This is a genomic window from Streptomyces sp. NRRL S-337 (genome assembly GCF_000720175.1).
Lineage (GTDB): Bacteria > Actinomycetota > Actinomycetes > Streptomycetales > Streptomycetaceae > Streptomyces > Streptomyces siderophoricus.
The window spans coordinates 100,527-124,400 of the sequence record NZ_JOIX01000026.1 but is presented as its reverse complement, the minus strand read 5'-3'; the positions used below and the strand labels follow the sequence as shown (position 1 = coordinate 124,400).

The window sequence follows — 23,874 nt, the reverse complement described above, 5'->3', positions numbered from 1 at the left end:
TGCACTGGTCACACTTCCGCAGACGCAGCCAAGCCCGAGCCCGCCACTGCCACTACCAACGCCGAGGCCACAACCCCCACATGCGGTTGCAGTACTAGGTGCATTCCCCAGGACCCGTCCCCGCCCCGCCCCGCCCTCACCTCCGCTTCAGCAGCAGCTCGACATTGCGGTCGCGGGCGGTGCCTGCAAGGTCCGTGCGGGCTTCCGGGGCGTTGAAGGACAGTTCGCGGTAGAGGGCGGCCAGGCCGGTCTGGGAGAGGTCGGTGAAGTCCGTGCGGTGCGGGGCGGCCGACTCGACGAGGGTGGCGATCAGCGACAGCGTGCCGTCGTGGTTGTCGACCAGCTCGATGACCCGGGCCAGCTGCGGAAAGTCGATGTGCGAGGCGGTGGAGACCTCCCAGAAGGTGCCGTGCGGGACGATCTCGTTCTTGTGGCTGTGGCCGTTGATCCAGCCGACGACCCGGGGGTGGGCGGCCAGCAGCTCGACCAGTTCGGCGCCGCCGTGCCGCTTCTCGTGCGGACGGGCCGGGTCGGGCCGGGTGTTGGTCATGGTCTTGCCGGTGTGATGGCTGAAGACCAGCACGTGCGCCTTCTCGCCCCGTTCGTTCGCCTTCAGGGTCCTTTCCAGCCAGCGCAGTTGGGTCTCGCCGATCGAGCCGGTGTAGTGGCCGCCCGGATCGGTGGTGTCCAGGCTGATGCCCAGTACGTCGTCGGAGACCCGGAAGGTGTAGTAGAGGCGGTTCTCCTCCAGGGCCGCGGCGGTGTAGCCGTGGCCGTGCGGGCCGTGGCCGGTGTGCGCCGGGTCGAGGTGGGCGCGGAGGTACTCGGCACGGGTGAACGGGGCACGCCGCTCGTCGGGGGTGACCGTCCTGGCCTGCTTCGCGTGCACCTTCAGCAGCCGCTTGAAGTCCGCGCCCTTGGGGTCGAGGCCGTCCTTGACGGCCTTCCAGACCTTGGCGGCCTCGGCGGCGGGCAGCGTCTCCAGCTTGCGGTGCCCGGTGGCGATCTCCGTCCAGAACGGGTCACCGGGGGCGTAGCAGCCGCCGGGCAGCGAGTCGTGGTTGCCGACCGTGGAGTACCACGGCAGCCGAAGCCCGGGGCTGTGGACGGTGCGGATCGCGGCGTTCAGGAAGCCGTGCAGATGCGGGAAGCCCAGCTTCTTGTCGGCGTCGCGCAGCGGGCTGTCCGGCTGCCAGTAGAGGGGGAGCCCGCTGTCCTGGACGCCTTCGTAGCGGCGCGGGTCGCCGGAGTTGGGGGTGATCCGGCCGCCGCTCATCGCGGTGAGGAACCACTCCAGTTCCAGCTTGGAGTTGTTGTCGGTGTTGTCGCCGGTGGTCATCACGAACGCCAGCGGCGCGCCGGTGGCCGGCCCGCCCGGCAGGGCGTTGACCCGCTCGATCAGTGAGACGACCCCGGCCACGGACAGTGCCTCCTGCGGGCGCCAGGCGCTGGCCGTCTGGGCGCGCAGGTACTCGTAGCGCAGCGGGTTCTGCACGTCGACCAGGTGGAGGTCGGTGAGCTGCACGAACGACGCCAGGGCGGTCCGGCGCCGCTCGCGTCCGCCGTGGGAGGCGGCCAGCTCGGTGCGGACCACCCGGCTCCAGCCGGGCCCGTCGGCCAGCCGCCGGTAGCCGCGGCTCCCGCGCGGGGTGGCCACGCCGCCGAGGGTGGTGCCCTTGGTGTACGGGACGCGCGGGACGGCCGGGGCCTCGACGGAGATCGGTGCGGCCGGGGCCGGGCCCGGGGTGACGGTGGTGGCGGCCTGGGCGGCCCGGTCGGAGCCGATGCCGAGGGTGAGGCCGAGCCCGGTGGCGGCGCCGGCGGCTCCGGTGGCGGCGAGGAACGTGCGGCGGTCGATGCTGGCGGTGGCGGACCGGATGCGGGACATGCGCGGGCTCCCCGAGTGCGAACGCGAAGGCAGCCGGGGCCGGTGACCGGCGGGGTGGGACTCCCCGCAGCCCTCCGGCGGCACAACTGCCCTGTCACCAGGGATGGTTGGCAGCGGGAATGACCTGCACGTGAACGCCACCGCAACGCCGGGAACCCATCACCGCACAGGGATCTGCCGGTCACGGGACCGCCACGGCCCCCTGTCCCGGGGTGCGACCGCCGGCCACCGCGTGTTCACCGCACGGGGTATCGCCGTCCGGCGCGGCAACGCAGCGCAGGCGGGTATCACCGTCCGTGAGCGCCGGGCGCGGCCCGCGAGGCCGCACGCTGCGTAATCGCGACACACCGCGCGGTGGGTATGCGTTCCGTCACGCTGCCGTCCACTCGACCGCCACAGAATGGAATGGATTGGACAAGGCGACGGGTGTCACACACATGATGGAGGCACTACTGAGCAGGTGTTCCGAACAGACACCTAAGTCAGGTCAGAAAGAAGGAGTCCCATGAGGGTCGGAATCGTCGGAGCCACCGGACAGGTCGGCGGCGTGATGCGGGGCATTCTCGCCGAGCGGAACTTCCCGGTCGAGCAGCTGCGGCTGTTCGCTTCGGCCCGGTCCGCCGGACGGACGCTGCCGTGGCAGGACACCGAGATCACCGTCGAGGACGCGGCGACCGCCGACTACTCGGGACTGGACATCGTCCTCTTCTCGGCCGGCGGTGCGACGTCCAAGGCGCTGGCGGAGAAGGTCGCCGCCGCCGGTCCGGTCGTGATCGACAACTCCTCGGCCTGGCGTCGTGACCCCGAGGTCCCGCTGGTCGTCTCCGAGGTCAACCCGCAGGCGATCACCGACCGCCCCAAGGGCATCATCGCCAACCCGAACTGCACGACGATGGCCGCGATGCCCGTGCTGCGCCCGCTGCACGACGAGGCCGGCCTGGTCTCGCTGGTCGTCGCGACGTACCAGGCGGTGTCGGGCAGTGGCCTGGCGGGCGTGGAGGAGCTGGACGGGCAGGTCCGCAAGGTCATCGACCAGGACGCCACCAAGCTCACCCACGACGGCTCGGCGGTGGAGTTCCCCGAGCCGGACAAGTACGTCCGTCCGATCGCCTTCAATGTGCTGCCGATGGCCGGCTCGATCGTCGACGACGGTCTGGGCGAGACCGACGAGGAGCAGAAGCTCCGCAACGAGAGCCGCAAGATCCTGGAGATCCCGGACCTGAAGGTGTCCGGCACCTGCGTCCGCGTCCCGGTCTTCACCGGCCACTCGCTGCAGATCAACGCCCGTTTCGCGCGGCCGATCAGCCCGGCGCGGGCGCAGGAGCTGCTGGCCGGCGCCCCCGGTGTGACCCTCTCCGAGGTTCCCACCCCGCTCCAGGCCGCCGGCCAGGACGCGTCCTTCGTGGGCCGGATCCGGGCCGACGAGACCGTCGAGAACGGCCTGGCGCTGTTCGTCTCCAACGACAACCTCCGCAAGGGCGCGGCGCTGAACGCCGTGCAGATCGCGGAGCTGGTCGCCGCGGAGCTGCGCGGCTGACCCGCCTGCTCGCGGGCCGGGGCCCGTACGGAGTTCGCACCCTCCGTACGGGCCCCGGCTCTTTGCGTTGCCCAGGTCTCTTCGCCCGGGGGCGGGTCAGCCCCGCCGCACCTCGAACTGGAAGCACCCGTACTCCACGGCCCGGACGTGCACCAGCGCCACGTCGGGGTCGGCGAACGCCTCGTCCAGGGCGGCGTCGAAGCCCGCCGTGGCGTCCTCGGGGATCTCGAAGAGCCGCCCGCCGACGATCCGCCCGGCCTTGTCGTAGCGGCGCAGGGTGCGCAGGGCGCCGGGACGATCGAAGGGGTACCGGTCCGCGCCGGGGTCCGGGCCCCGGCACTCCTCCGCGTGGAGGAACACCGGCCCCCGCTCGTCGTACGCCCCGGGCCGGGCCCCGGTCTCCGCGGCCCACCGCCGCAACGGCGCGTACGACACCAGCGCCACCCGCTCCCCGGCCCGGATCGCCCGCAGACAGCACCGCAGCGGGCTGCCGACACAATTCACGGGGATGCCGTCCTCCCGGGCGGTGTACGGCTCGACGGCCCGCCCGGCGTCATCGGTCACGCGGAGTTCCTTCAGCGCGGCGGGCGGGATGGGCAGCGGGGTGTAGGTCGTCATGCGTCCACGGTCCCCCGCGGGCCCGCGGGGTGCCGGCGGGTATCGGACGACGTGGTCCGCCGCGGTCGGAGCGCCAGATGCCGGGAGGCTCGAAGCAGCTCGATGGCGGCGTGTAGCGCGGCTGACCGGGACCCCGCCCCCGTCTCGGCGGCGTACTCGTCGACGAAGGCCACGTCCTCCTGCGGAAGACTCACACTGATCTTCACAATCCTCGACGCTACTGAGTGTGGCCACACCCTCGCCACCCCGATGCATACCCATCCGGCACCTCAGCCCCACGTGGAAGGATGGCCGAAGAGTCCGATGCGTTGATCAATGCGAAGGAGATGAACGGGTGCCTGGCACGAATCTGACCCGCGACGAGGCGCAGCAGCGGGCGCAGCTGCTGAGTGTGGACGGGTACGAGATCGATCTGGATCTCTCCGGCGCGCAGGAGGGTGGTACGTACCGGTCCACGACCACGGTGCGGTTCGACGTGGCCCGGGCGGGCGCGGACTCGTTCATCGATCTGGTGGCGCCGGCCGTGCACAAGGTGGCGCTCAACGGCGAGCTGCTGGACCCGGCCTCGGTGTTCGAGGACTCGCGGATCGTGCTGCCGGGGCTGCGGGCCGGCCGCAACGAGCTGACCGTGGTCGCGGACTGCGCCTACACCAACACGGGCGAGGGCCTGCACCGGTTCGTCGACCCGGTGGACCAGCAGGCGTACCTGTACACGCAGTTCGAGGTGCCGGATGCCCGGCGGGTGTTCGCGTCGTTCGAGCAGCCGGACCTGAAGGCCACGTTCCAGTTCACCGTGAAGGCCCCGGAGGGCTGGACGGTGATCTCGAACTCGCCGACGCCGGAACCGGCCGACAACATCTGGCGGTTCGAGCCGACGCCGCGGATCTCGACGTACGTCACCGCCCTGATCGTGGGCCCGTACCACAGCGTGCACAGCACGTACGAGAAGGACGGGCGGACCGTCCCGCTGGGCATCTACTGCCGTCCGTCGCTGGCCGAGCACCTCGACGCCGACGCGATCTTCGAGGTCACCCGGCAGGGCTTCGACTGGTTCCAGGAGAAGTTCGACTACGCGTACCCGTTCGCGAAGTACGACCAGCTCTTCGTGCCGGAGTTCAACGCCGGTGCGATGGAGAACGCGGGCGCGGTGACCATCCGCGACCAGTACGTCTTCCGCTCGAAGGTGACCGACGCGGCCTACGAGGTGCGCGCCGAGACGATTCTGCACGAGCTGGCGCACATGTGGTTCGGCGACCTGGTCACCATGGAGTGGTGGAACGACCTGTGGCTGAACGAGTCGTTCGCCACCTACACGTCGATCGCCTGCCAGGCGTACGCGCCCGGCTCGAAGTGGCCGCACTCGTGGACCACGTTCGCCAACTCCATGAAGACCTGGGCGTACCGGCAGGACCAGCTGCCGTCCACCCACCCGATCATGGCCGAGATCCGTGATCTGGACGACGTGCTGGTGAACTTCGACGGGATCACGTACGCGAAGGGCGCCTCGGTCCTGAAGCAGCTGGTCGCCTATGTCGGGATGGAGGAGTTCTTCAAGGGCGTGCAGGCCTACTTCAAGCGGCACGCCTATGGCAACACCCGGCTGAGCGATCTGCTGGGTGCGCTGGAGGAGACCTCCGGCCGGGACCTCGCGACCTGGTCGAAGAAGTGGCTGGAGACCGCGGGGATCAACATCCTGCGGCCGGAGATCGAGGTGGGCGCGGACGGCTTGATCACCTCGTTCGCGGTCCGGCAGGAGGCCCCGGCGCTGCCGACCGGCGCCAAGGGCGAGCCGGTCCTCCGGCCGCACCGGATCGCGATCGGCGCGTACGAGCTGGACGGCTCCGGCAAGCTGGTCCGCACCGAGCGGATCGAGCTGGACGTGGACGGCGCACTGACCTCCGTACCGCAGCTGGTGGGCAAGCGGCGCCCGGCCGTGGTCCTGCTCAACGACGACGACCTGTCGTACGCGAAGGTGCGGCTCGACGAGGAGTCGCTGAAGGTGGTCACCGAGCACCTCGGGGACTTCACCGAGTCGCTGCCGCGGGCGCTGTCGTGGGCGTCGGCGTGGGACATGACGCGGGACGGCGAACTGGCCACCCGTGACTATCTGTCGCTGGTCCTGTCGGGTGTCGGTAAGGAGTCCGACATCGGCGTGGTGCAGTCGCTGCACCGCCAGGTGAAGCTGGCGCTGGACCTGTACGCGGCGCCGGAGTGGCGCGAGACGGGTCTGGCGGCCTGGACCGAGGCGGCGCTCGATCACCTGCGGGCGGCCGAGCCGGGCAGCGACCACCAGCTGGCGTGGGCCCGGGCGTTCGCCGCGGCGGCGCGCACGGACGGGCAGCTCGCCCTGCTGCAGGGGCTGCTGGACGGCACCGAGGAGATCCCCGGGCTGACCGTGGACACCGAGCTGCGCTGGTCGCTGCTGCACCGGCTGGCGGCGACCGGCCGGGCGGACGAGAAGGCCATCGCGGCGGAGCTGGAGCGGGACCGGACGTCGGCGGGCGAGCGGTACGCCGCCTCGGCGCGCGCGGCGCGTCCGACGGCGGAGGCGAAGGCCGAGGCCTGGGCGTCGGTCGTGGAGTCGGACAAGCTGCCCAACGCCGTGCAGGAGGCCGTCATCGGCGGCTTCGTGCAGACCGACCAGCGGGAGCTGCTGGCGCCGTACACCATGAAGTACTTCGCCGCGGTGAAGGAGATCTGGGAGGCCCGCAGCCACGAGATGGCCCAGCAGATCGCGGTCGGTCTCTACCCGTCGCTGCACGTCTCGCAGGAGACGCTGGACGCCACGGACGCCTGGCTGGACGCGGCCGGGCCGAGCCCGGCGCTGCGCCGGCTGGTCACCGAGTCCCGGGCCGGGATCGAGCGGGCACTGAAGGCGCAGGCGGCGGACGCGGCGGCCGGCGCGGCCTAACCGGTCGGAGCCACCAACCGGTGCCGTCAACTCCGGCTATTGGAGCCGGAGTTGGCGGCACACCGTTGGGAACGCCCGACGGACGGCGCCCGTTTGCGCTGCCGTCCGCCGGGCGGGCCGTAACCACCGGGCCCGTTCCCCTCCTGCGGGACCGGTGGGCGATGAGGGTGCGGCTCAGCCGTTGAGCGCGTCGAAGCGGCGGCCGAGCTCGGCGCGGCCGGCCTCGGTGAGGGTGCCGTGCACGCGCATGCGGGCGAGGCCGCCGTCGGGGAAGACGTCCAGGCGGATGTGGGTGGCCGTGACGGTCTGCGGCAGCCTGAAGCGGTGCGGGGTGTCCGGCTGGAGCTTGGTCTTCGGCAGGATCTCGAACCAGGAGGACTCGTCGGCCGGGTCGCCGTCGCAGCCCGACAGGGCCGCCCAGCCCGCGGAGTTGCCCTTGAGGTAGGCGGTGTCGATCTCCACCGCGCGTATCTCGCCCTGTGCGGCGAGGCGGAAGCGCACCCAGTCGTTGGTGCCCTTGACCCGGCGGCGGCGGTTCTCCCAGCCGTCGTCCATCTTGCGGGACAGGTCGGGCTGGATGATCTGGGTGGGCGAGGAGTAGAAGCGGTCCGAGGCGTCCTCGACGGTGCCGCCGTGCATCACGGAGGCCAGGTCGAGCGTGCCCAGCACGTCCAGCCACTCCGGGTCCGGTACGACCTCGCCGTGGACCCGGAGGCGGGCTATGCCGCCGTCGGGGTGCTGCTTGAGGCGGAGGTGGGTGAAGCGGCGCTCGACGCCGACCTCGAAGCCGTTGGCGGCGTGCCCGCGGACGGGGGTGCGCGGGACGAGCTCCTCCCACTTCACGTCGGGGGCGAGCAGGTCCTCGGGGCCGGGACTGCCGGCGAGCGAGGTGGCCTCGACGGTGACCTGCTGGGGGTAGTTGCCGCGGAAGTGGGCGGTGTCGACGATGATGCCGCGGATCACCCCGGGGGCGGCGAGGCGGATCAGCGCCCAGTCGTGCTCGTCGTCGGTCGGGAAGGGGTGGTCGCCGTCGGCTCCACGCCGGCGCCGGGTCTCCCAGCCGTCCATGATCTTGCCCTTGTGGCCGAAGTGCTCGGGGTCGAAGACCGCCGGGGTGGGCTTCAGCAGGTTCTCGCGCTCGGCGAAGAACTCGTCGTTCGCGGCGATCACGCCGGCGCCGAAGCGGCGGTCGGCGAGGTCGACGAGCGAGGTGAACGCGAAGTCCCCGCCACGGTAGTCGGCGTACGGGTCGCCGCCGGCGTAGGGCTGCGCGTCGTTGGCGTGCGGATCAGTGGAGTGGGCGGCCGGGGTGGTGGTCATCGTTGCCCTTCGTGGTCGTTAAGGTGCGAACCACTCCACGGTCGCAGCCACCACCCCACAGGTCCATCGAAAGTTTTTGAGGAATATATTCAGCTCGGCTGAATGGTCTGGGTGTGCCAGCCGGGACCGTTGGCACCGGCCTCGCCCGGCGCCTGGTCGACCGCCGCCTGGCGCAGCGCGGCCAGCACCCGGGCCAGTCCCGGTGCCCCTTCGGAGCCGCGCCGGACGGCGGCGACGACATGGCGGCGCGGCTGGTCGCCGGAGAGCACCCGCAGCGCGACCCCGGAGCCGGGCCCGCTCCCTCCCCGTTCACCGGGGCCGCCCCGTTCCAGGGCGCCGATGCCGCCCGCCATCGCCATCCGGGGCACCAGCGCGACCCCCATCCCGGCCGCGACCATCGCCCAGATCGCGTTCCAGTCGGCCGCGGCATGCGCCCGCTCGGGCACGAACCCGGCGTTCTCGCAGGCGGTGGTGGTGATCTGGGACCAGGGCCCGCTGCTGCCGAAGATCCACGGCTCGCCCGCCAGGTCGGCGAGCCGCAGCCCGGGCTCGCCGGCCAGCGGATGCCCGGCCGGCAGCGCCACGTCCAGCGGATCGGCGAGCAGCGCGACCCGGCTGAACTTGGGATCGCGCGGGGTGGGCGCGTGTGCCGCCAGCGAGAGCGCCAGATCGACGCTGCCCTCCGCCAGCAGCTCGTACGCGGCCTCCGCCTCCGCCTCCCGTACGACGACCGACAGTCCCGGATGTGTACGGCGCAGCTCCTGGACGGCGGGGACCACCAGCGCGGGGATGGCGGTGGAGAACGCCCCGACCCGCACCTGGCCGGCGTCGCCCTGGAGGTAGCCGAGCAACTCCGCGTCGGCGCGCTCCAGTTGGGCGAAGACCGCTTCGGCGTGCCGCAGCACCAGCTGGGCCGCGCCGGTCAGCCGCACCCGCCGGCCGTGCGCCTCCAGGAGCGTCACCCCGAGCGCCTTGGCCAGCCCGGTCAGCTGCTGGGAGACCGCCGAGGGCGTCATGTGCAGCGCCTCGGCGGTCGCGGTGACCGTGCCCTGCTCCTGGAGGGTGCGCAGGATCCGCAGCTTCTTGATGTCCCAGTCGGCCATGCCGGCAGCGTACGCAGTCAGCGGCGGCCGCCGGCACCGAGCGCGACGCCCGCGACGATCAGGACCATGCAGAGCAGCTGCACGGGCGTCACGGCCTCGTCCAGAACGGCGAACGACAGCAGCGCGACGCAGACCGGCTGGAGGTAGTAGACGACACCGGCCCGCGCGGCGCCTATCAGGGCGATCGCCTTGTTCCAGGTGAAGTAGGCGACGGCGGACGAGGAGACGCCTATGTAGAGGAGCGGTCCGACCGTCCGCGCGGTGGGCGCGAAGCCGCCCTCCGCCGCGAGGCTGACGCCGTACGCGGGCAGCAGCATCGCCGCGCCGAGCGCGAAGGTCATGAAGAGGAACGACACCCCGCCGATCCCCTCGGGGCGGCGGCGCAGCAGGACGCTGTAGCCGGCGAAGGTGGCCGTCGCGGCGAGCATCCACAGGTCGCCGCCGGCGAAGTCGAGCCCGAGGACGGCGGCCGGCGAGCCCTTGCCGACCAGCGTCACCACGCCGGCCAGCGCGAGGGCCATCCCGGCGGCCCGTCGCCCGCCGAGCCGTTCCCCGCCGCGCGCGAACAGGGCGATCAGCACCGGCGAGGCGGCCGCGATCATGGCCATGTTGGTGGCCGAGGTGGAGCGTCCCGCTTGGTAGATGAGGGTGTTGAAGAGGGTGACGCCGAGCAGCGCGGCCAGCGTGAGGAAGCCGAGGTGGCGGCGGATGACCGGCCACTCGCGGCGGACCCGCCCGGCGGCGAACGGCGCGACCGCGAGCAGCGCGATGACCCACCGCCAGAAGGCGGTCTGGACGGGCGGGACGGTGTCGTGCAGGGCGCGGGCGATGACGAAGTTGCCGGACCAGACGACGGTCGCCGTCAGGGCGAGCGTCAGCCCGGCTCCCTGCGCGGACAGCGGCGTACGACGGTCGCGGACCCGTTCCAGAACTGCCACGGTTTCCTCTTCTCGGGGGTGGTGGATCTCCACCGTGACAGCCCCAGAACCATCAGGTCCATCGAATATTTTCCATCATTCCTTGCAGGAAATCTGAAAGGTCAGCCAGCCCTCCAGCCTCTCCAGCACCGGCCCTCGACCGGGCTCCCCTCAGCGGCGGGCCTCGCGGCGGGCGCGGATGGCCGCCTGCCGCTCCTCGAACTTGCGGGCCTGGTCGTCGAGGCCGTCCATGAAGAGCCCCAGCTCCTCCTGGGCCGCCAGACCGGCCGGTCCCAGGCCGCCGATCTCCAGCACCTTCAGGAAGCGCAGGACGGGCTGCAGCACGTCGTCGTGGTGGATCCGGAGGTTGTAGATCCCGCCGAGGGCCATCCGGGCGGCGGCCCGCTCGAAGCCGGGGATGCCGTGCCCGGGCATCCGGAAGCCGGTGACCACGTCCCGCACCGCGACCATGGTCTGGTCGGCGGCCAGCTCGAAGGCCGCCCCGAGCAGGTTGCGGTAGAAGAGCATGTGCAGGTTCTCGTCGGCGGCGATCCGGGCCAGCATCCGGTCGCAGACCGGGTCACCGGAGTGGTGGCCGGTGTTGCGGTGCGAGATCCGGGTGGCCAGCTCCTGGAAGGCGACGTAGGCCACCGAGTGCAGCATGCTGTGCGAGTTGTCGGCCTCGAAGCCCTCCGACATGTGGGCCATGCGGAACCGCTCCAGCTCGTCCGGGTCGACGGCCCGGCTGGTGAGCAGGTAGTCGCGCATCACGATGCCGTGCCGGCCCTCCTCGGCGGTCCAGCGGTGCACCCAGGTGCCCCAGGCGCCGTCGCGTCCGAAGAGGGTGGCGATCTCGTGGTGGTAGCTGGGGAGGTTGTCCTCGGTGAGGAGGTTGACCACCAGGGCGGTCCGGCCGATGTCACTGACCTTGGACTGCTCGGGCGCCCATTCCTCGCCGTCCTCCAGCACACCGGGGAAGTTCCGGCCGTCGCTCCAGGGGACGTACTGGTGAGGCATCCACTCCTTGGCGACCGTCAGATGCCGGTTCAGTTCCTTCTCGACGACCTCTTCGAGCGCGTAGAGCAGCTTGGCGTCGCTCCACGCGGCCTGGCCGAGCTCTCCGTTGTGGGAGGGGGCGATGGTCAAGGGGAACTCCTGGGGACGATGAGCTACGGGACCGTAGGTTGAACCTACGGCTGCGTAGGTTACGTCATCGTAGGTGAGCTCCGGTTAAGTGACCCGTTCGCGCAAATCGGCCGAAAATCACGCGATAGCCGCCTCGCAACCCGTTTTTCACCTGCGGAAATAGCCGGGTACGCCAAAGGGCGCCGCTCGGTTGTTGTCACCGAGCGGCGCCCTGGAAGGTCGCCGGGGCCCGTGCGGGCCCGGGGTACGGCCGGGGCTCAGCCCTGGGAATTCGTCTTGCGGGACTTGTCGGTCAGGATGACCAGCCCCGCGATGATGAGGAAGATCACGATGGGGGCGGCGACATAAAGGCCGAGCGTCTGGGCGACGTTCAGACCGGGACCCGGGTCGTCACCATCGTCGCGGGTGAGCGCAAACGCGGGGGACGACATCAGCAGCATCAGCGCGGTGCCGGCAGTGACGGTTCCGGCGCGCAGGGCATTCTTCTTGACCTTGTTGCTCACGAACATCAACGTATCGGATGCCCCGCCGCCCCGCGCGCCCGGGGTGGGCATCGGCACGCACCCGCGCCACCGGGCCCGGGCCGCGGTGGAGGGTGAGGGCAGCGGCGGCCCGGCGGAAACCGGCTATCGCCGGCCGTCGGCCAGTTCGCGCATCAAGGCGTGCAGCCGCGGAGAGGCGGCCAGCTCCTCCAGGGTCTGCGGCCGCCCGTCCGGACCGGCCACCGGCAGCCGCCAGTTCGGGTATTCGTCCCAGGTCCCCGGGAGGTTCTGCGGACGCCGGTCCCCCACCGCGTCCGGCAGCCAGACCCCGACCAGCTGCGCCGGGGTGCGCAGCAGGAAGCGGTGCACGGCCTTGACGACCGCCTCCTCGTCGCCGGTGCCCTCGGGCAGCAGGCCGCGGCGGATCAGCTCCCCGAACCAGGCGGCGAGCTCGCACTTCCCGCGGGACCGTTCGCGCTCCGGGGGCCCGGCGAGCAACCCGAGCCGTTCGCGCAGGGCGAGGTCGTCGCCGGTCAGCCGGGCCGCGGTGCTGGGCAGGTCGTGGGTGGTGACGGTGGCGAGGCAGCCGCCGCGCCACTCGTCGGGGGCCAGGATGCGCGCCTCGCCGCCGGTCGCCGGGTCCACACCGGCGTAGTCCCGCTCGAACCACAGCACCGAGGTGCCGAGGACGCCCCGCTCGGCGAGCGCCTCGCGCACGCCCGGTTCGACGGTGCCCAGGTCCTCGCCGATCACCGCGGCGCCGGCCCTGTGCGCCTCCAGGGCCAGCACCGAGAGCATCGCCTCCCCGTCGTAGCGTACGTAGGCGCCCTCGGTCGGCGGCCGGCCCTCGGGGACCCACCACAGCCGGAACAGTCCCATCACGTGGTCGATGCGCAGGGCCCCGGCGTGCCGCAGCAGACCGCGCAGCAGCTCGCGGTAGGGGGCGTAGCCGGTGGCGGCCAGTGCGTCCGGGCGCCACGGCGGCAGGCCCCAGTCCTGGCCGCGGGCGTTGAACGCGTCCGGCGGCGCCCCGATGGACATGCCGGCGGCGAACGCATCCTGCTGCGCCCAGGTGTCGGCGCCGGAGGGGTGCACCCCGACGGCGAGGTCGTGCACCAGCCCGACGGCCATCCCGGCCTCCTCGGCGGCCCGTTGGGCGGCGGCGAGCTGCTGGTCGGTGAACCAGGCGAGCCGGCAGTGGAAGTCGATCCGGTCCATCAGCCGCGGCCGCAGCCGGGCGGTGTCGGCGGACCGGGGGTCGCGCAGCCCGGCCGGCCAGGTCCGCCAGTCGGGGCCGTGCCGCTCGGCGAGCGCGTACCAGGTGGCGTGGTCCTCCAGCGCCCGCCCCTGTTCGGCGAGGAAGTCGCAGTACGCGGCCCGCCGGCCCGGTGAGAGCGGGACCGCGCAGAGCAGCTCCAGGGCCTCGCGCTTGAGCTCCCAGACCGCGTCCCGGTCGATCAGTGCGCCCCGTTCCAGTACGCCGTCGCGCAGTGCGTGGGCCCGCGCGGCGAGTTCGTCGGCACGTAACCGGGCGGCCCCGGTCAGCTGGGCGTACTCCGGGATCTGCTCGATCCGCAGGTGGACCGGGTCGGGGAAGCGGCGCGACGAGGGGCGGTAGGGCGAGGGGTCGGTGGGCGGTCCGGGGACGGCCGCGTGCAGCGGGTTGAGCTGGACGAATCCGCTGCCCAGGGCACGCCCGGACCAGGCGGCGAGGTCGGCGAGGTCACCGAGGTCGCCCATGCCCCAGGAGTGCCGGGACAGCAGGGAGTAGAGCTGCACCAGGAAACCGTGACTACGGGCGGGTGGTGCGGGCACCCGATCAGGAGCGACGATCAGCCGGGCGCGTGCCGTGCGGCCGTCGGGCGCCTCGGCGTGCAGCGTGTGCAGGCCCAGCGGCAGCCGGGCGAGCGCCGGTCCGGCGCCCTCGTGCGGCCTGCCGCGGGGCTGCCGCGGTACGTCGTGGAACTGCCCGTCCTCGGCCTCCACCCGCAGGGCGGTGCCTTCGGGGAGGCCGGTGAGGTCGGGCGGCCGGCCCGGGCGGGCGACGACGGAAGGAGGGAGCAGGGCGCGGCCCGCGGCGTCCTCGTACGCGGCGAGTGCGGCGCGTACGGCGTGCGGGGTCGAGGCGTCGACCCCCAGTGCGGCGAGCACGGCGACGACGGTGTCGTCGGCGATCTGGACGCTTCTGCCCGGTGCCGGTTCGTACGACGTGGCGACGCCGTGCAACCGGGCGTGCCGCGCGCGGCCCATGGGTCGTCAGACCTCCATGGACTCCGTTCCCAGGCCGGCGGCTGTCGGCTCGCTGGTCAGCGGCAGCTCGGCGGCGATCGGGACCTCGCTGGTCAGGGGCGCGGCGTCGGCGAGCGGCGGCTCGCTGGTGAGGGGCGGCTCGGCGAAGCTGTAGGAGCCGGAGCCGTCCAGGCCGGAATCGGGGTCGGAGACCCCGGCGAACAGATCGCGCTCCACGGTCGCACCTCCCGGTTTGGAGGACAGGGCGTCGAGGAGCAACTGAGCGGATGCGGCCACGAGGGCCTCCCGTTCATCGGTAGTGGGACACGTTGGCCCTACCCAGTCGGCACGATCGCAGACGCAATCTTCCACGAAACGTGACTCACGTCACAGTATGCCGTACGCAGGCGATTTCCCCGCGCGCGCCGCCGCGGTGCGCGAAGAACGCGGTGCGAGCGGGCCCGGAACAGGAAGTTCTGCGGACCGGCGGACCCGGCGGATCCGTCCCGCGACGGTGGCCGCGACCGGCGCGGAGCCGCCCGTCCGGGACCCCCGCCATCACCCGGTTGACACCCTCACCGCCACAATGGTGGGCTCACGGCCGAAGGTCTGTCCGAACGGACCTCGGCGGGTGAGACCAGCGGATTGTTCAGGGGAAATACGGGGTGCCGGCGCGAGCCGGCGAGCAGCGGACGCGGACGAGGAGCAGCCGTGCGAGGCCGGGGCGTGTGGGGCGTCGGAAGAATCGGTAGGAACGGCAGGGGGAGCGGCGCGGGCACCAGGGCACGGGTGGCGGGGACCACCGCACTGGCCGCCGCGGTCATCGGGGGGCTGCTCGGCGGGGTGCCCAGCGCCCAGGCGGCACCGGCCGACCCGGCCGTCGGCAGTCCCGACCAGCCGGACCGGCCGGCCGGGGCGGGGCAGGTGCCCGCCGTCTGGCCACGGCCGCAGTCGCTGCGCGAGCTCGGCGACGCGGTCCCGCTCGGCGCCGCGGCCGTCGTGGTCGCCGCCCCCGACACCGACCCCTACGCACTGGACGTGGTGCTCGGTCTGCTGCGGGACGCCGGGGTGCGCACGGTGCACCAGGTGGCGCCCGGCGAGCGGCTGCCCGCGGCCGGGCCGGTGATCCGCATCGGCGGCGCCCAGGCCGCGGACGCCCTGCGGGCCCTGCGCGCACCGGCCCGCGGCGACCTCCCCGCCGGCGGCTACCGCCTCGCCGTGGGACAGGTCGACGGCCGCGACACGGTGGCGCTGGACGGCGTCGCCCCGGACGGCCTCTTCCACGCCGCGCAGACCCTCCGGCAGCTCGTCACGGACGGTCCGGACGGCCACCGGCAGCTGGCATCCGTGGTCGTGCGGGACTGGCCCGGCACGGCCGTGCGCGGCACCACCGAGGGCTTCTACGGGCAGCCGTGGAGCCAGGCGCAGCGCCTGGCCCAGCTGGACTTCATGGGCCGCACCAAGCAGAACCGCTATCTGTACGCGCCCGGCGACGACCCGTACCGCCAGGCTCGCTGGCGCGACCCGTACCCGGCGGAGGAGCGCGCCGCGTTCCGGACCCTGGCCGAGCGGGCCCGCGCCAACCACGTCACGCTCGGCTGGGCCCTCGCCCCCGGCCAGGCGCTGTGCTTCTCCTCACAGGAGGACCTGCGCGCGCTGCGCCGCAAGGTGGACGCGATGTGGGCGCTGGGCGTGCGCTCCTTCCAGCTCCAGTTCCAGGACGTCGCCTACGACGAATGGCACTGCGGCGCCGACGAGGACGCCTTCGGCACCGGGCCGGGGGCCGCCGCCCGGGCCCAGGCGAAGGTCGCGAACGCGCTCGCCGACCACCTCCACGAACGGCACCCGGACGCCGCGCCGCTGTCGCTGATGCCGACGGAGTACTACCAGAACGGCTCGACGGCGTACCGCGACGCGCTCGCCGAGGCGCTCGGCGGCCGGGTCGAGGTGGCCTGGACCGGCGTCGGCGTGGTCCCGCGGACCATCACCGGCGGAGAGCTGGTGACGGCCCGCCAGGCGTTCGGCCACCCCCTGGTGACCATGGACAACTACCCGGTCAACGACTACGCCCAGGACCGGATCTTCCTCGGCCCGTACCGGGGCCGCGAACCGGCCGTGGCCACCGGGTCGGCGGCGCTGCTCGCCAACGCGATGGAGCAGCCGCTGGCGTCCCGCATCCCGCTGTTCACCGCCGCCGACTACGCCTGGAACCCGCGCGCCTACCGGCCGGCGGAATCCTGGGACGCGGCCATCAACGACCTGGCGGGCGGCGCCCCGCGGGGCCGGGCGGCGCTGCGCGCGCTGGCCGGCAACGCCGCGTCCTCGCTGCTGAACACGCGCGAGTCCGGCTATCTGCGGCCGCTGATCGACCGCTTCTGGGAGACCCGCGAGGCCGCGGTCAACACCGGCCGGCCGGGCGAGGACGCGGACTACGCCAAGGCGGCCAAGGCGCTGCGGGCCGCCTTCCACACGATGAGCACCGCGCCCGACGACCTCCGTTCCGACCTGGCCGCCGAAGTCCGGCCGTGGGCCGCGCAGTTGGCCCGCTACGGCCGGGCCGGCGAGCAGGCCGTGGACACGCTCCTGGCGCAGGCCCGGGACGACGGGGACGCCGCCTGGTCGGCGCAGCGGGAGGTGCAGCGGCTGCGCAAGGAGATCGCGCACAGCCCGGCGACCGTCGGCAAGGGGGTGCTCGCCCCGTTCCTGGACCGGGCGATGACCGAGGCCGACGCCTGGACCGGCGCCCGGCGCGACACCCCGCGCCCCAGCGAGGGCGCCGACCCGACCGCGCTGACCGTGCCGTTCGGCCGGGTCCGCCCACTGGCCGCGGTCACCGCGCTGACCGACCCCGGTCCGTCCGCGGGCGCCGTCTCCCTGGAGGCGCACGTCCCCGGCGAGGGCTGGCGCCGCCTCGGCCGGCTCTCCGCAACCGGCTGGACGGAGTCCGCCACGCCCCGGCTGCGGGCCGACGGGGTCCGGCTGACCTGGGCGAACGGCGCCGAGGCACCGTCCGTGCACGCCCTGACCCCGTGGTTCGCGGACACTCCGGCGGCCGGTCTGGAACTCTCCCGTACGGAGTCGGACGCGCAGACCGGCGGCAGCGCCCGGGTGGACGCGCGGATCTTCTCCCGGCGCCCCGGCGACGTCCGCGGCAGGCTGACGGTCAAGGCCCCCAAGGGCTTCACCGTGCACGCGCCCGAGGAGGTCACCGCGCCGCGCGGCGGCACCACGACGGTCCCGCTCACCGTGGACGTCCCCGAGGGCACGCCGTCCGGCACGTACCGGATCCCGGTGGAGTTCGACGGCGCCGAGCAGACCCTGACCGTACGGGCGTATCCGCGCACCGGCGGCAAGGACCTGGCGCGCGGCACGGTCGCCACGTCCTCCGGCGACGAGACCCCCGACTTCCCGGCGTCCGCGGCCACCGACGGCAATCCCGGGACCCGCTGGTCCTCCCCCGCCGAGGACGGCGCCTGGCTGCAGTTCGCGCTGGCCCACCCGACCCGCCTGGGCCGGCTCGTCCTCCACTGGCAGGACGCCTACGCCGCCCGCTACCGCATCCAGGTCTCACCGGACGGGCGCAGCTGGCGTACGGCCGCGACCGTGCGGGACGGCAAGGGCGGGCGGGAGTCGATCAGGATGGACGCGAAGGACGCCCGCTTCGTCCGCATCCAGGGCGACAAGCGGGCGACCCGGTTCGGGTACTCGCTGTGGTCGGTGGAGGCTTACGCGGTCGAAGACCGCGGGTGACTGCCGAAGACCGCAAGTGACTACCGAGGACCGCGAGTGACTGCCGAAGACCGTGGGTGACCGCCGAAGACCGTGGGTGACTGCCGAAGACCGCAGCCGGCTGCTTGTCGTGTCCGGGCGGCGGGAACCGAGTTCCGCCCGGACACGACGAAGGCCCGGTCTATGCCGACACGGCATCGATCCGGGCCAAGGCGTCGTCCGCGCCGTACGGCTGCAAATACGGCAGCCAGCGCGGATCACGATGCCCCGTGCCGATGATCCGCCACGCCAGTCCTGACGGCGGGGCGGGCTGATGGCGCAGCCGCCAGCCGATCTCGGCGACGTGGCGGTCCGCCTTGACGTGGTTGCAGCGCCGGCAGGCGGCGACGACGTTCTCCCAGGTGTGCTGACCTCCGCGGCTGCGCGGGATGACGTGGTCGACGCTGGTTGCGACGCCACCGCAGTACATACAACGACCGCCGTCACGCGCGAAGAGCGCCCGGCGGGTCAGTGGCACGGGGCCACGAAAGGGCACCCGCACGAACCGCTTCAGGCGGACCACACTGGGAGCCGGAACAACACGGGTCGCGCTGTGCATCAGGGCGCCGGACTCCTCGAGGCTGACAGCCTTCTCATTGAGGACGAGGATGAGCGCGCGGCGGAGCGGTACGACGCCGAGCGGCTCGTACGACGCATTGAGGACCAGGACATGCGGCACGGGTGCCTCCTTGTACGCCGGCGGCGCGTGGCTCGCGCCGGGACGATCTCTCCACAGTGTCCCCCGGTGCCTGGTCGGAGCGCCACCATGACCGGGTAACGGCCCTGAGGTGTTTTCCACCACACCCCCACCGGTCCCGTCGGATACGGCTCATTACGGCCTTCCGCGGACGTGACCGGTCGAACACGGGCGCGGGCCACCCAGGTTGCCCCGTTAGTGTGGTTGGTCAGCCCGGTCGCCGGCCCCCACACCGGCCCGGGTCTGCTGTCCCACACGGAAGGTTCGACTGTGTTCTGGTCCGCTTCGACGGTTGCCGCCGCGCACCTGCGCGCCGCCCCCGCCGGCTCCACCGGCTCGTCCTCGCTCGACGACGCCACGGAGAAGGCCACCAACGCCGCCGGCTGGGTGCAGGAGAACTGGGGGACGTGGCTCACGTCCGGCCTGCAGATCCTGCTCATCCTCGTGATCGCGGTCGTGCTGCGGCATGTGATACGCCGCACGATCACCAAGCTCATCGAGCGGATGAACCGCACCGCGGCCGCCGCCGTGGGCACCGCGCTGGGCGGGCTGCTGGTCAACGCCGAGCGCCGCCGGCAGCGGTCCGAGGCGATCGGCTCGGTCCTGCGCAGCGTCGCCTCCTTCGTGATCATGGGCACGGCCGCGCTGACGGTCCTGTCGGTCCTGAAGATCAACCTGGCGCCGCTGCTCGCGAGCGCGGGCGTGGCGGGCGTCGCGATCGGTTTCGGCGCCCGCAACCTCGTCACGGACTTCCTCTCCGGCGTCTTCATGATCCTGGAGGACCAGTACGGCGTCGGCGACGAGATCGACGCGGGGGTGGCCACCGGTACGGTCATCGAGGTCGGCCTGCGGGTCACCAAGCTGCGCGGCCCGAACGGCGCGATCTGGTACATCCGCAACGGCGAGGTGAAGCGGATCGGCAACCTCAGCCAGGGCTGGTCCACGGCCGCCGTGGACGTCGTCCTCGCCGCCGACCAGGACCTCCAGCGGGCCCGCGACACGATCACCGCGGCCGGTGCGGAGATGTCGAAGTCCGAGCCGTGGAACGAGCAGCTGTGGGAGCCGGTGGAGGTGCTCGGCCTCAGCGAGGTGCACCTCGACACGGTCACCCTCTCGGTCGCCGCCAAGACCATGCCGGGCAAGGCCGCGGGCGTGGAGCGCGAACTGCGCTGGCGCATCAAGCGGGCCCTGGACGCCGCCGGCGTCCACCTCGCCCCGCGCCCGGCCCCCGACGAGGAGGAAGAGCCCCCCGCCGCCGACGCCACCGCCACCATCGCCGCCCCCTCGGCGCTCAGCAACCCCACGTCGCCCCAGGCCCAGGCCGTGGAGCCGCTGGCGGCGGCGCCGAAGTCGGTGAACTAGGCCGCCACTCGCAGCACAGGAAGGGAGGGGCGTGCCGCCGTAGCGCGGTGCGCCCCTCCCTTCCGTGTACGCCGGCTCCCTTCCGCGTACGCCGTCCGCTGCCCGCGCGCCCTCCGTGTGACGACCTCTGCGCCGGCTGCGTTCGGCCAACTCGCCCCGCCGCACCCATTGACGCCGCCCGGCGCGCCGCCTACCTTCCTGTTCATCGATTGGAAGGTTTCCTAACAGATGGGTGGCCGGGTCGGCCACCGGTGAACGGGGTGACGGTCTTGGCCGGTGGGCAGCAGACGCAGGGAACGCCCGGAACGCCACGGGTGTTGCGCGCCATGAACGACCGGGCGGCGCTCGACCTGCTGGTGTCGCAGGGGCCGCTGACCCGTACGCAGATCGGCGAGCTGACCGGGCTGTCGAAGCCCACCGCCTCGCAGTTGCTGGCCCGGCTGGAGACGGCCGGACTGGTGCGCACGACCGGCAATGTGACCGGCAGGCCGGGACCCAGCGCCCAGCTGTACGAGGTCGATCCGGCGGCCGCGCAGGTGGCCGCGCTGGCCGTGGACCAACTGGGGATCACCGCCGCGGTCGCCGACATCACCGGGCAGGTGCTCGGCGAGGAGCGGGTCGGCACCGACGCCGTCGACGCGGACGCACCCCACCGCACCGCACTGCTCGTCGCCAAGGCCGTCGACGGGGCGCTGGCCAAGGCCGGACTGGGCCGCGAGCAACTGCACGGGACGGTGATCGGCACGCCCGGCGCCCTGGACCCGCAGACCGGCCGGCTGCGCTACGCCCCGCACCTGCCGGACTGGCACTCGCGCGCGCTGAAGGAAGAGCTCGCCGAGGTGCTGGGCACGCCGATCACCATCGAGAACGATGTGAACCTGGCCGCGGTCGCCGAGCAACACGACGGCGTGGCACAGGACTTCGACGACTTCGTGCTGGTGTGGGCCGACGAGGGCGTGGGCGCCGCCATCGTGCTCGGCGGCCGGCTGCTGCGGGGGGCCACCGGAGGCGCGGGCGAGATCGGCTACATGCCGCTGCCGGGCGCGCCGCTGTCCCGGGGCGGCGACCGCAGCGCCGCACGACCGGACGCCGGCGGCGGCTTCCAGCGGCTGGTCGGCTCCCCGAGCGTCATCGAGCTGGCCCATGCCTACGGGGCGCCCGAAGTCCGCACCGTCGCCGAGGCGCTGGCCCGGGACGACGTACGGCAGGAGGTGGCGCGGCGGCTGGCCACCGGTCTGGCGGCCGTGGTGGCGGTGGTCGACCCGCGGCTGGTGGTGCTCTCCGGGGAGGTCCCGCAGGCCGGCGGGGAGGCGCTGCGTGCCCTGGTCGAGGGCGAATTCGACGGACTCGCGCTGCCCCGCCCGGAATTGCGGCTCAGCGACATCGACGGCAATCCGATTCTCATCGGCGCGCTGCGCACGGCACTCGCGGAGGCCCGCGATGCGGTGTTCGACACGACGGGCTGAACCGGCCGGACCATTCCGCAGGAAGTCCTTCTCGCCGTAAAGGAAGTCCGCCATGCCGCTTTCCCGTCTGCGCCACCGGCTTTCCGCGGTGCTGGCCGGTGCCGGGCTGCTCCTCGCCGGCTGCGCGCACCCGAGCGTCGGCAGTGACCGCGACGACCCGACCGAGCCGGTCACCCTCACCTTCTGGCACGGCTGGTCGACGCCGGGCGAAATGAAGGCCATCGACGATTCGGTCGCCCGGTTCGAGAAACGGCACCGCAACATCACGGTGAAGGTCGTCCCGAACGTCACCGACGAAACGATGAACCAGGCCCTGCGGGCCGGCGGGGACGACGGACCGGACGTGGTCTCGTCCTTCACCACCAACAACGTCGGGCAGTACTGCTCGTCGGGGATGTGGGCGGACCTCGACCCGTTCCTCAAGAAAACGGGAGTGGTGAAGGAGAAGGTCTTCCCGAAAACCCTGCTGGATTACACGAGTTACCGGGGCGAGCAGTGCGCGCTGCCGCTGCTCGCCGATTCCTTCGGGCTCTACTACAACAAGGACGCCTTCAAGGAAGCAGGCATCACCCGGCCCCCGCGGACCTTGTCCGAACTGAGACGGGACGCCGTCGCACTCACCCGGCGCACCAAGGACGGCTCCTACCGGCGGGTGGGATTCATGCCCAACTTCCGCCTCTACCAGAACAGTCCGGACCGGCTGTTCGCCCAGTGGGAACCCCGCTATTTCGACGCCCACGGGAAGTCCCGGCTGGCGAAGGACCCCGCCACCCGGCAGTTCCTCACCTTCCAGCGGGAACTGATCGAGGCCCAGGGCGGCTACGGGCCGCTGGAGAAATTCCGCACCACTTTCGGCGACGAGATGTCCTCGCAGAACGCCTTCCACACGCAGAAGGTGGCCATGCACATGGACGGTGAATGGCGCGGACTGATGCTGCGGCAGGCAAAGGTCCCGTTCGGCTGGGACACCGCGCCGATGCCGGTGCCCGACGATCAGGCCCACACCTACGGCAAGGGATATCTGACCGGCACCGTGATCGGCATCGCCCACAGCAGCACCCACCAGAACGCCGCCTGGGAACTGGTGAAATTCCTGACCACCGACACCGGTCAGGTGGTCCGGTTCGCCAACGCCATCCACAACGTGCCGTCCACGAAAGCGGCCCTGAAATCCCCGGAACTGGACGCCGACCCGACGTTCCGCACCTTCCTCCGCATCGCGCGGAACCCGCGCAGCGTCGCCCTTCCGCCGTCCACCAACGGCGGGCAGTACGTCACCGCCCTGCAGGACTTCAGTTACGACGTCGAGGCCGGAAGGGTCCCCGATCTCGGCAAAGGCCTGCGCGCACTCGACGCCCAGATCGACGCCGACACGCTCCAGTCCGAGAACTGACGGCCGGCACCTCCGGTCCGCGCAATGACGGCCGGGAACGACGGCCGGTGAACCGACGGAGAACCGCCATGGCACCCACCACCACCGCCCCCGCACCGGCGCCCACCCTCCGGCGCAAACGCGCCCGCGAACGGCTGCGCATTCTCGGCTTCCTCTCCCCGTGGCTGGTCGGATTCTCGGTGTTCTTCGGCTATCCGCTGCTCGCCACCGGCTATTTCTCCGTCATGCACTACAACCAGATCGAACCGCCAGAATTCGTGGGCCTGCGGAACTGGACCTACGTCCTCACACAGATGCCGCTGCTCGGCCCAGCCCTGTGGAACACGCTGTGGCTGGTCGTCGTGATGGTCACCCTGCGGGTGGTGTTCGGCCTGGGCATCGGCCTGCTCGTCACCAAAATCAAAACCGGCGTCGGATTCTTCCGCACCGCCTTCTACCTGCCCTATCTGGCGCCGCCGGTGGCCGCCACCGTCGCTTTCGTCTTCCTCCTCAATCCCGGCACCGGACCCGTCAACGAGATCCTCGGCACGCTCGGCATCTCCGCACCGTCCTGGTTCAACGATCCCGACTGGGCCAAACCCTCGCTGGTGATGCTGTCGCTGTGGGGCATCGGCGACCTGATGGTGATCTTCATGGCGGCGCTGCTGGACGTGCCGAAGGAGCAGTACGAGGCCGCCGAACTGGACGGCGCGGGCGCCTGGGGGAAGTTCCGGTACGTCACCTGGCCGTCGATCACCCCGATCGTGCTGTTCGCGGTGATCACCGGCGTCGTCCAGACCATGCAGTACTACACCCAGGCGCTGGTGGCCGGAAAGCTCGCCTCCGGTGTCTCCATCGGGCCCGGCACCGTCATCCAGCCCGGCTACCCCGACCACGCCACCCTCACCGTCCCGCAGCTCGTCTACTCCCTCGGCTTCCAGAACTTCAACACCGGCGCGGCGTGCGTGCTCTCCCTCGTGCTGTTCGTCATCGCCATGGCCGTCACCACCCTGCTGATGCGCAAGCGCGCCGGCCTGCTCCCGGCGGAGGACTGACCG

The 23,874-nt window shown here is 72.3% G+C and carries 18 protein-coding genes; 7 read left to right on the top strand and 11 right to left on the bottom strand.

The window, feature by feature from the left end:
* Positions 1-136: 136 nt before the first annotated feature.
* A complete protein-coding gene (locus IG62_RS0120180; protein ID WP_030804775.1) occupies positions 137-1,888 on the bottom strand; it encodes a TIGR03767 family metallophosphoesterase in 1,752 nt (583 codons plus the stop codon).
* A 505-nt stretch (positions 1,889-2,393) separates the two neighbouring features.
* On the opposite strand from IG62_RS0120180, the gene IG62_RS0120175 reads away from it, so the two are divergent.
* The gene (locus tag IG62_RS0120175; RefSeq protein ID WP_030804772.1) at positions 2,394-3,425 is read left to right on the top strand and encodes an aspartate-semialdehyde dehydrogenase; all 1,032 of its coding nucleotides are present in this window, start codon (positions 2,394-2,396) and stop codon (positions 3,423-3,425) included.
* 96 nt (positions 3,426-3,521) lie between these two features.
* Here IG62_RS0120175 and IG62_RS0120170 read toward each other — a convergent pair whose 3' ends face one another.
* Positions 3,522-4,043 (bottom strand): DUF1203 domain-containing protein, encoded by a 522-nt coding sequence (locus tag IG62_RS0120170; protein WP_030804769.1) that lies wholly within the window; start codon positions 4,041-4,043, stop codon positions 3,522-3,524.
* Positions 4,040-4,237, bottom strand: coding sequence for a hypothetical protein (locus tag IG62_RS50180; RefSeq protein ID WP_420711084.1), 198 nt, complete (start codon positions 4,235-4,237; stop codon positions 4,040-4,042). Before IG62_RS50180 ends, IG62_RS0120170 begins: the two co-directional genes overlap by 4 nt.
* 140 nt (positions 4,238-4,377) lie before the next feature.
* Here IG62_RS50180 and pepN point away from each other — a divergent pair, with 140 nt between their 5' ends.
* Positions 4,378-6,954, top strand: coding sequence for an aminopeptidase N (gene pepN, locus IG62_RS0120160; protein WP_030804764.1), 2,577 nt, complete (start codon positions 4,378-4,380; stop codon positions 6,952-6,954).
* A gap of 174 nt (positions 6,955-7,128) precedes the next feature.
* Here pepN and alc read toward each other — a convergent pair whose 3' ends face one another.
* The 7 genes from alc to IG62_RS0120125 form a co-directional block, all read right to left on the bottom strand.
* Positions 7,129-8,274 carry an allantoicase gene (gene alc, locus IG62_RS0120155; RefSeq protein WP_030804759.1) on the bottom strand — a complete coding sequence of 382 codons (1,146 nt, stop codon included), beginning with the start codon at positions 8,272-8,274 and terminating at the stop codon, positions 7,129-7,131.
* An 89-nt stretch (positions 8,275-8,363) separates the two neighbouring features.
* Complete coding sequence (locus IG62_RS0120150) at positions 8,364-9,377, bottom strand: LysR family transcriptional regulator (protein WP_051798331.1); 1,014 nt, start codon at positions 9,375-9,377, stop codon at positions 8,364-8,366.
* A gap of 17 nt (positions 9,378-9,394) precedes the next feature.
* Entirely contained in the window at positions 9,395-10,315 is a 921-nt protein-coding gene (locus IG62_RS0120145; RefSeq protein ID WP_030804752.1) for a DMT family transporter, read from the bottom strand.
* A gap of 150 nt (positions 10,316-10,465) precedes the next feature.
* Positions 10,466-11,440, bottom strand: coding sequence for an acyl-ACP desaturase (locus IG62_RS0120140; RefSeq protein ID WP_030804736.1), 975 nt, complete (start codon positions 11,438-11,440; stop codon positions 10,466-10,468).
* Positions 11,441-11,697: 257 nt separating this feature from the next.
* Positions 11,698-11,943 carry a hypothetical protein gene (locus tag IG62_RS0120135; protein ID WP_030804733.1) on the bottom strand — a complete coding sequence of 82 codons (246 nt, stop codon included), beginning with the start codon at positions 11,941-11,943 and terminating at the stop codon, positions 11,698-11,700.
* Positions 11,944-12,066: 123 nt separating this feature from the next.
* Positions 12,067-14,172 (bottom strand): 4-alpha-glucanotransferase, encoded by a 2,106-nt coding sequence (gene malQ / locus IG62_RS0120130; protein WP_030804731.1) that lies wholly within the window; start codon positions 14,170-14,172, stop codon positions 12,067-12,069.
* Positions 14,173-14,178: 6 nt separating this feature from the next.
* Complete coding sequence (locus tag IG62_RS0120125; RefSeq protein WP_030415544.1) at positions 14,179-14,448, bottom strand: hypothetical protein; 270 nt, start codon at positions 14,446-14,448, stop codon at positions 14,179-14,181.
* A 492-nt stretch (positions 14,449-14,940) separates the two neighbouring features.
* Here IG62_RS0120125 and IG62_RS0120120 point away from each other — a divergent pair, with 492 nt between their 5' ends.
* Positions 14,941-17,901 carry a beta-N-acetylglucosaminidase domain-containing protein gene (locus IG62_RS0120120; RefSeq protein ID WP_030804728.1) on the top strand — a complete coding sequence of 987 codons (2,961 nt, stop codon included), beginning with the start codon at positions 14,941-14,943 and terminating at the stop codon, positions 17,899-17,901.
* A gap of 160 nt (positions 17,902-18,061) precedes the next feature.
* On the opposite strand, the gene IG62_RS0120115 is transcribed toward IG62_RS0120120, so the two are convergent.
* Positions 18,062-18,598, bottom strand: a complete 537-nt coding sequence (locus IG62_RS0120115) for an HNH endonuclease (RefSeq protein WP_018538909.1) — start codon at positions 18,596-18,598, stop codon at positions 18,062-18,064.
* A gap of 288 nt (positions 18,599-18,886) precedes the next feature.
* Here IG62_RS0120115 and IG62_RS0120110 point away from each other — a divergent pair, with 288 nt between their 5' ends.
* From IG62_RS0120110 to IG62_RS0120095, 4 genes are all read left to right on the top strand, one after another.
* The gene (locus IG62_RS0120110; protein ID WP_030804725.1) at positions 18,887-19,978 is read left to right on the top strand and encodes a mechanosensitive ion channel family protein; all 1,092 of its coding nucleotides are present in this window, start codon (positions 18,887-18,889) and stop codon (positions 19,976-19,978) included.
* Between the two features lie 326 nt (positions 19,979-20,304).
* Complete coding sequence (locus tag IG62_RS0120105; RefSeq protein ID WP_037838734.1) at positions 20,305-21,444, top strand: ROK family transcriptional regulator; 1,140 nt, start codon at positions 20,305-20,307, stop codon at positions 21,442-21,444.
* Positions 21,445-21,496: 52 nt separating this feature from the next.
* Positions 21,497-22,837 (top strand): ABC transporter substrate-binding protein, encoded by a 1,341-nt coding sequence (locus tag IG62_RS0120100; RefSeq protein WP_030804720.1) that lies wholly within the window; start codon positions 21,497-21,499, stop codon positions 22,835-22,837.
* 68 nt (positions 22,838-22,905) lie between these two features.
* Entirely contained in the window at positions 22,906-23,871 is a 966-nt protein-coding gene (locus IG62_RS0120095; protein WP_030804718.1) for a carbohydrate ABC transporter permease, read from the top strand.
* The last annotated feature ends 3 nt before the right edge of the window (positions 23,872-23,874 follow it).

Excerpts from the sequence above, each read along its gene's own strand:
- IG62_RS0120180 (WP_030804775.1), bottom strand. The coding sequence starts at position 1,888 with ATGTCCCGCATCCGGTCCGCCACCGCCAGCATCGACCGCCGCACGTTC.
- IG62_RS0120175 (WP_030804772.1), top strand. The coding sequence starts at position 2,394 with ATGAGGGTCGGAATCGTCGGAGCCACCGGACAGGTCGGCGGCGTGATG.
- IG62_RS0120170 (WP_030804769.1), bottom strand. The coding sequence starts at position 4,043 with ATGACGACCTACACCCCGCTGCCCATCCCGCCCGCCGCGCTGAAGGAA.
- alc (WP_030804759.1), bottom strand. The coding sequence starts at position 8,274 with ATGACCACCACCCCGGCCGCCCACTCCACTGATCCGCACGCCAACGAC.
- IG62_RS0120150 (WP_051798331.1), bottom strand. The coding sequence starts at position 9,377 with ATGGCCGACTGGGACATCAAGAAGCTGCGGATCCTGCGCACCCTCCAG.
- malQ (WP_030804731.1), bottom strand. The coding sequence starts at position 14,172 with ATGGGCCGCGCGCGGCACGCCCGGTTGCACGGCGTCGCCACGTCGTAC.
- IG62_RS0120105 (WP_037838734.1), top strand. The coding sequence starts at position 20,305 with ATGAACGACCGGGCGGCGCTCGACCTGCTGGTGTCGCAGGGGCCGCTG.
- IG62_RS0120100 (WP_030804720.1), top strand. The coding sequence starts at position 21,497 with ATGCCGCTTTCCCGTCTGCGCCACCGGCTTTCCGCGGTGCTGGCCGGT.
- IG62_RS0120095 (WP_030804718.1), top strand. The coding sequence starts at position 22,906 with ATGGCACCCACCACCACCGCCCCCGCACCGGCGCCCACCCTCCGGCGC.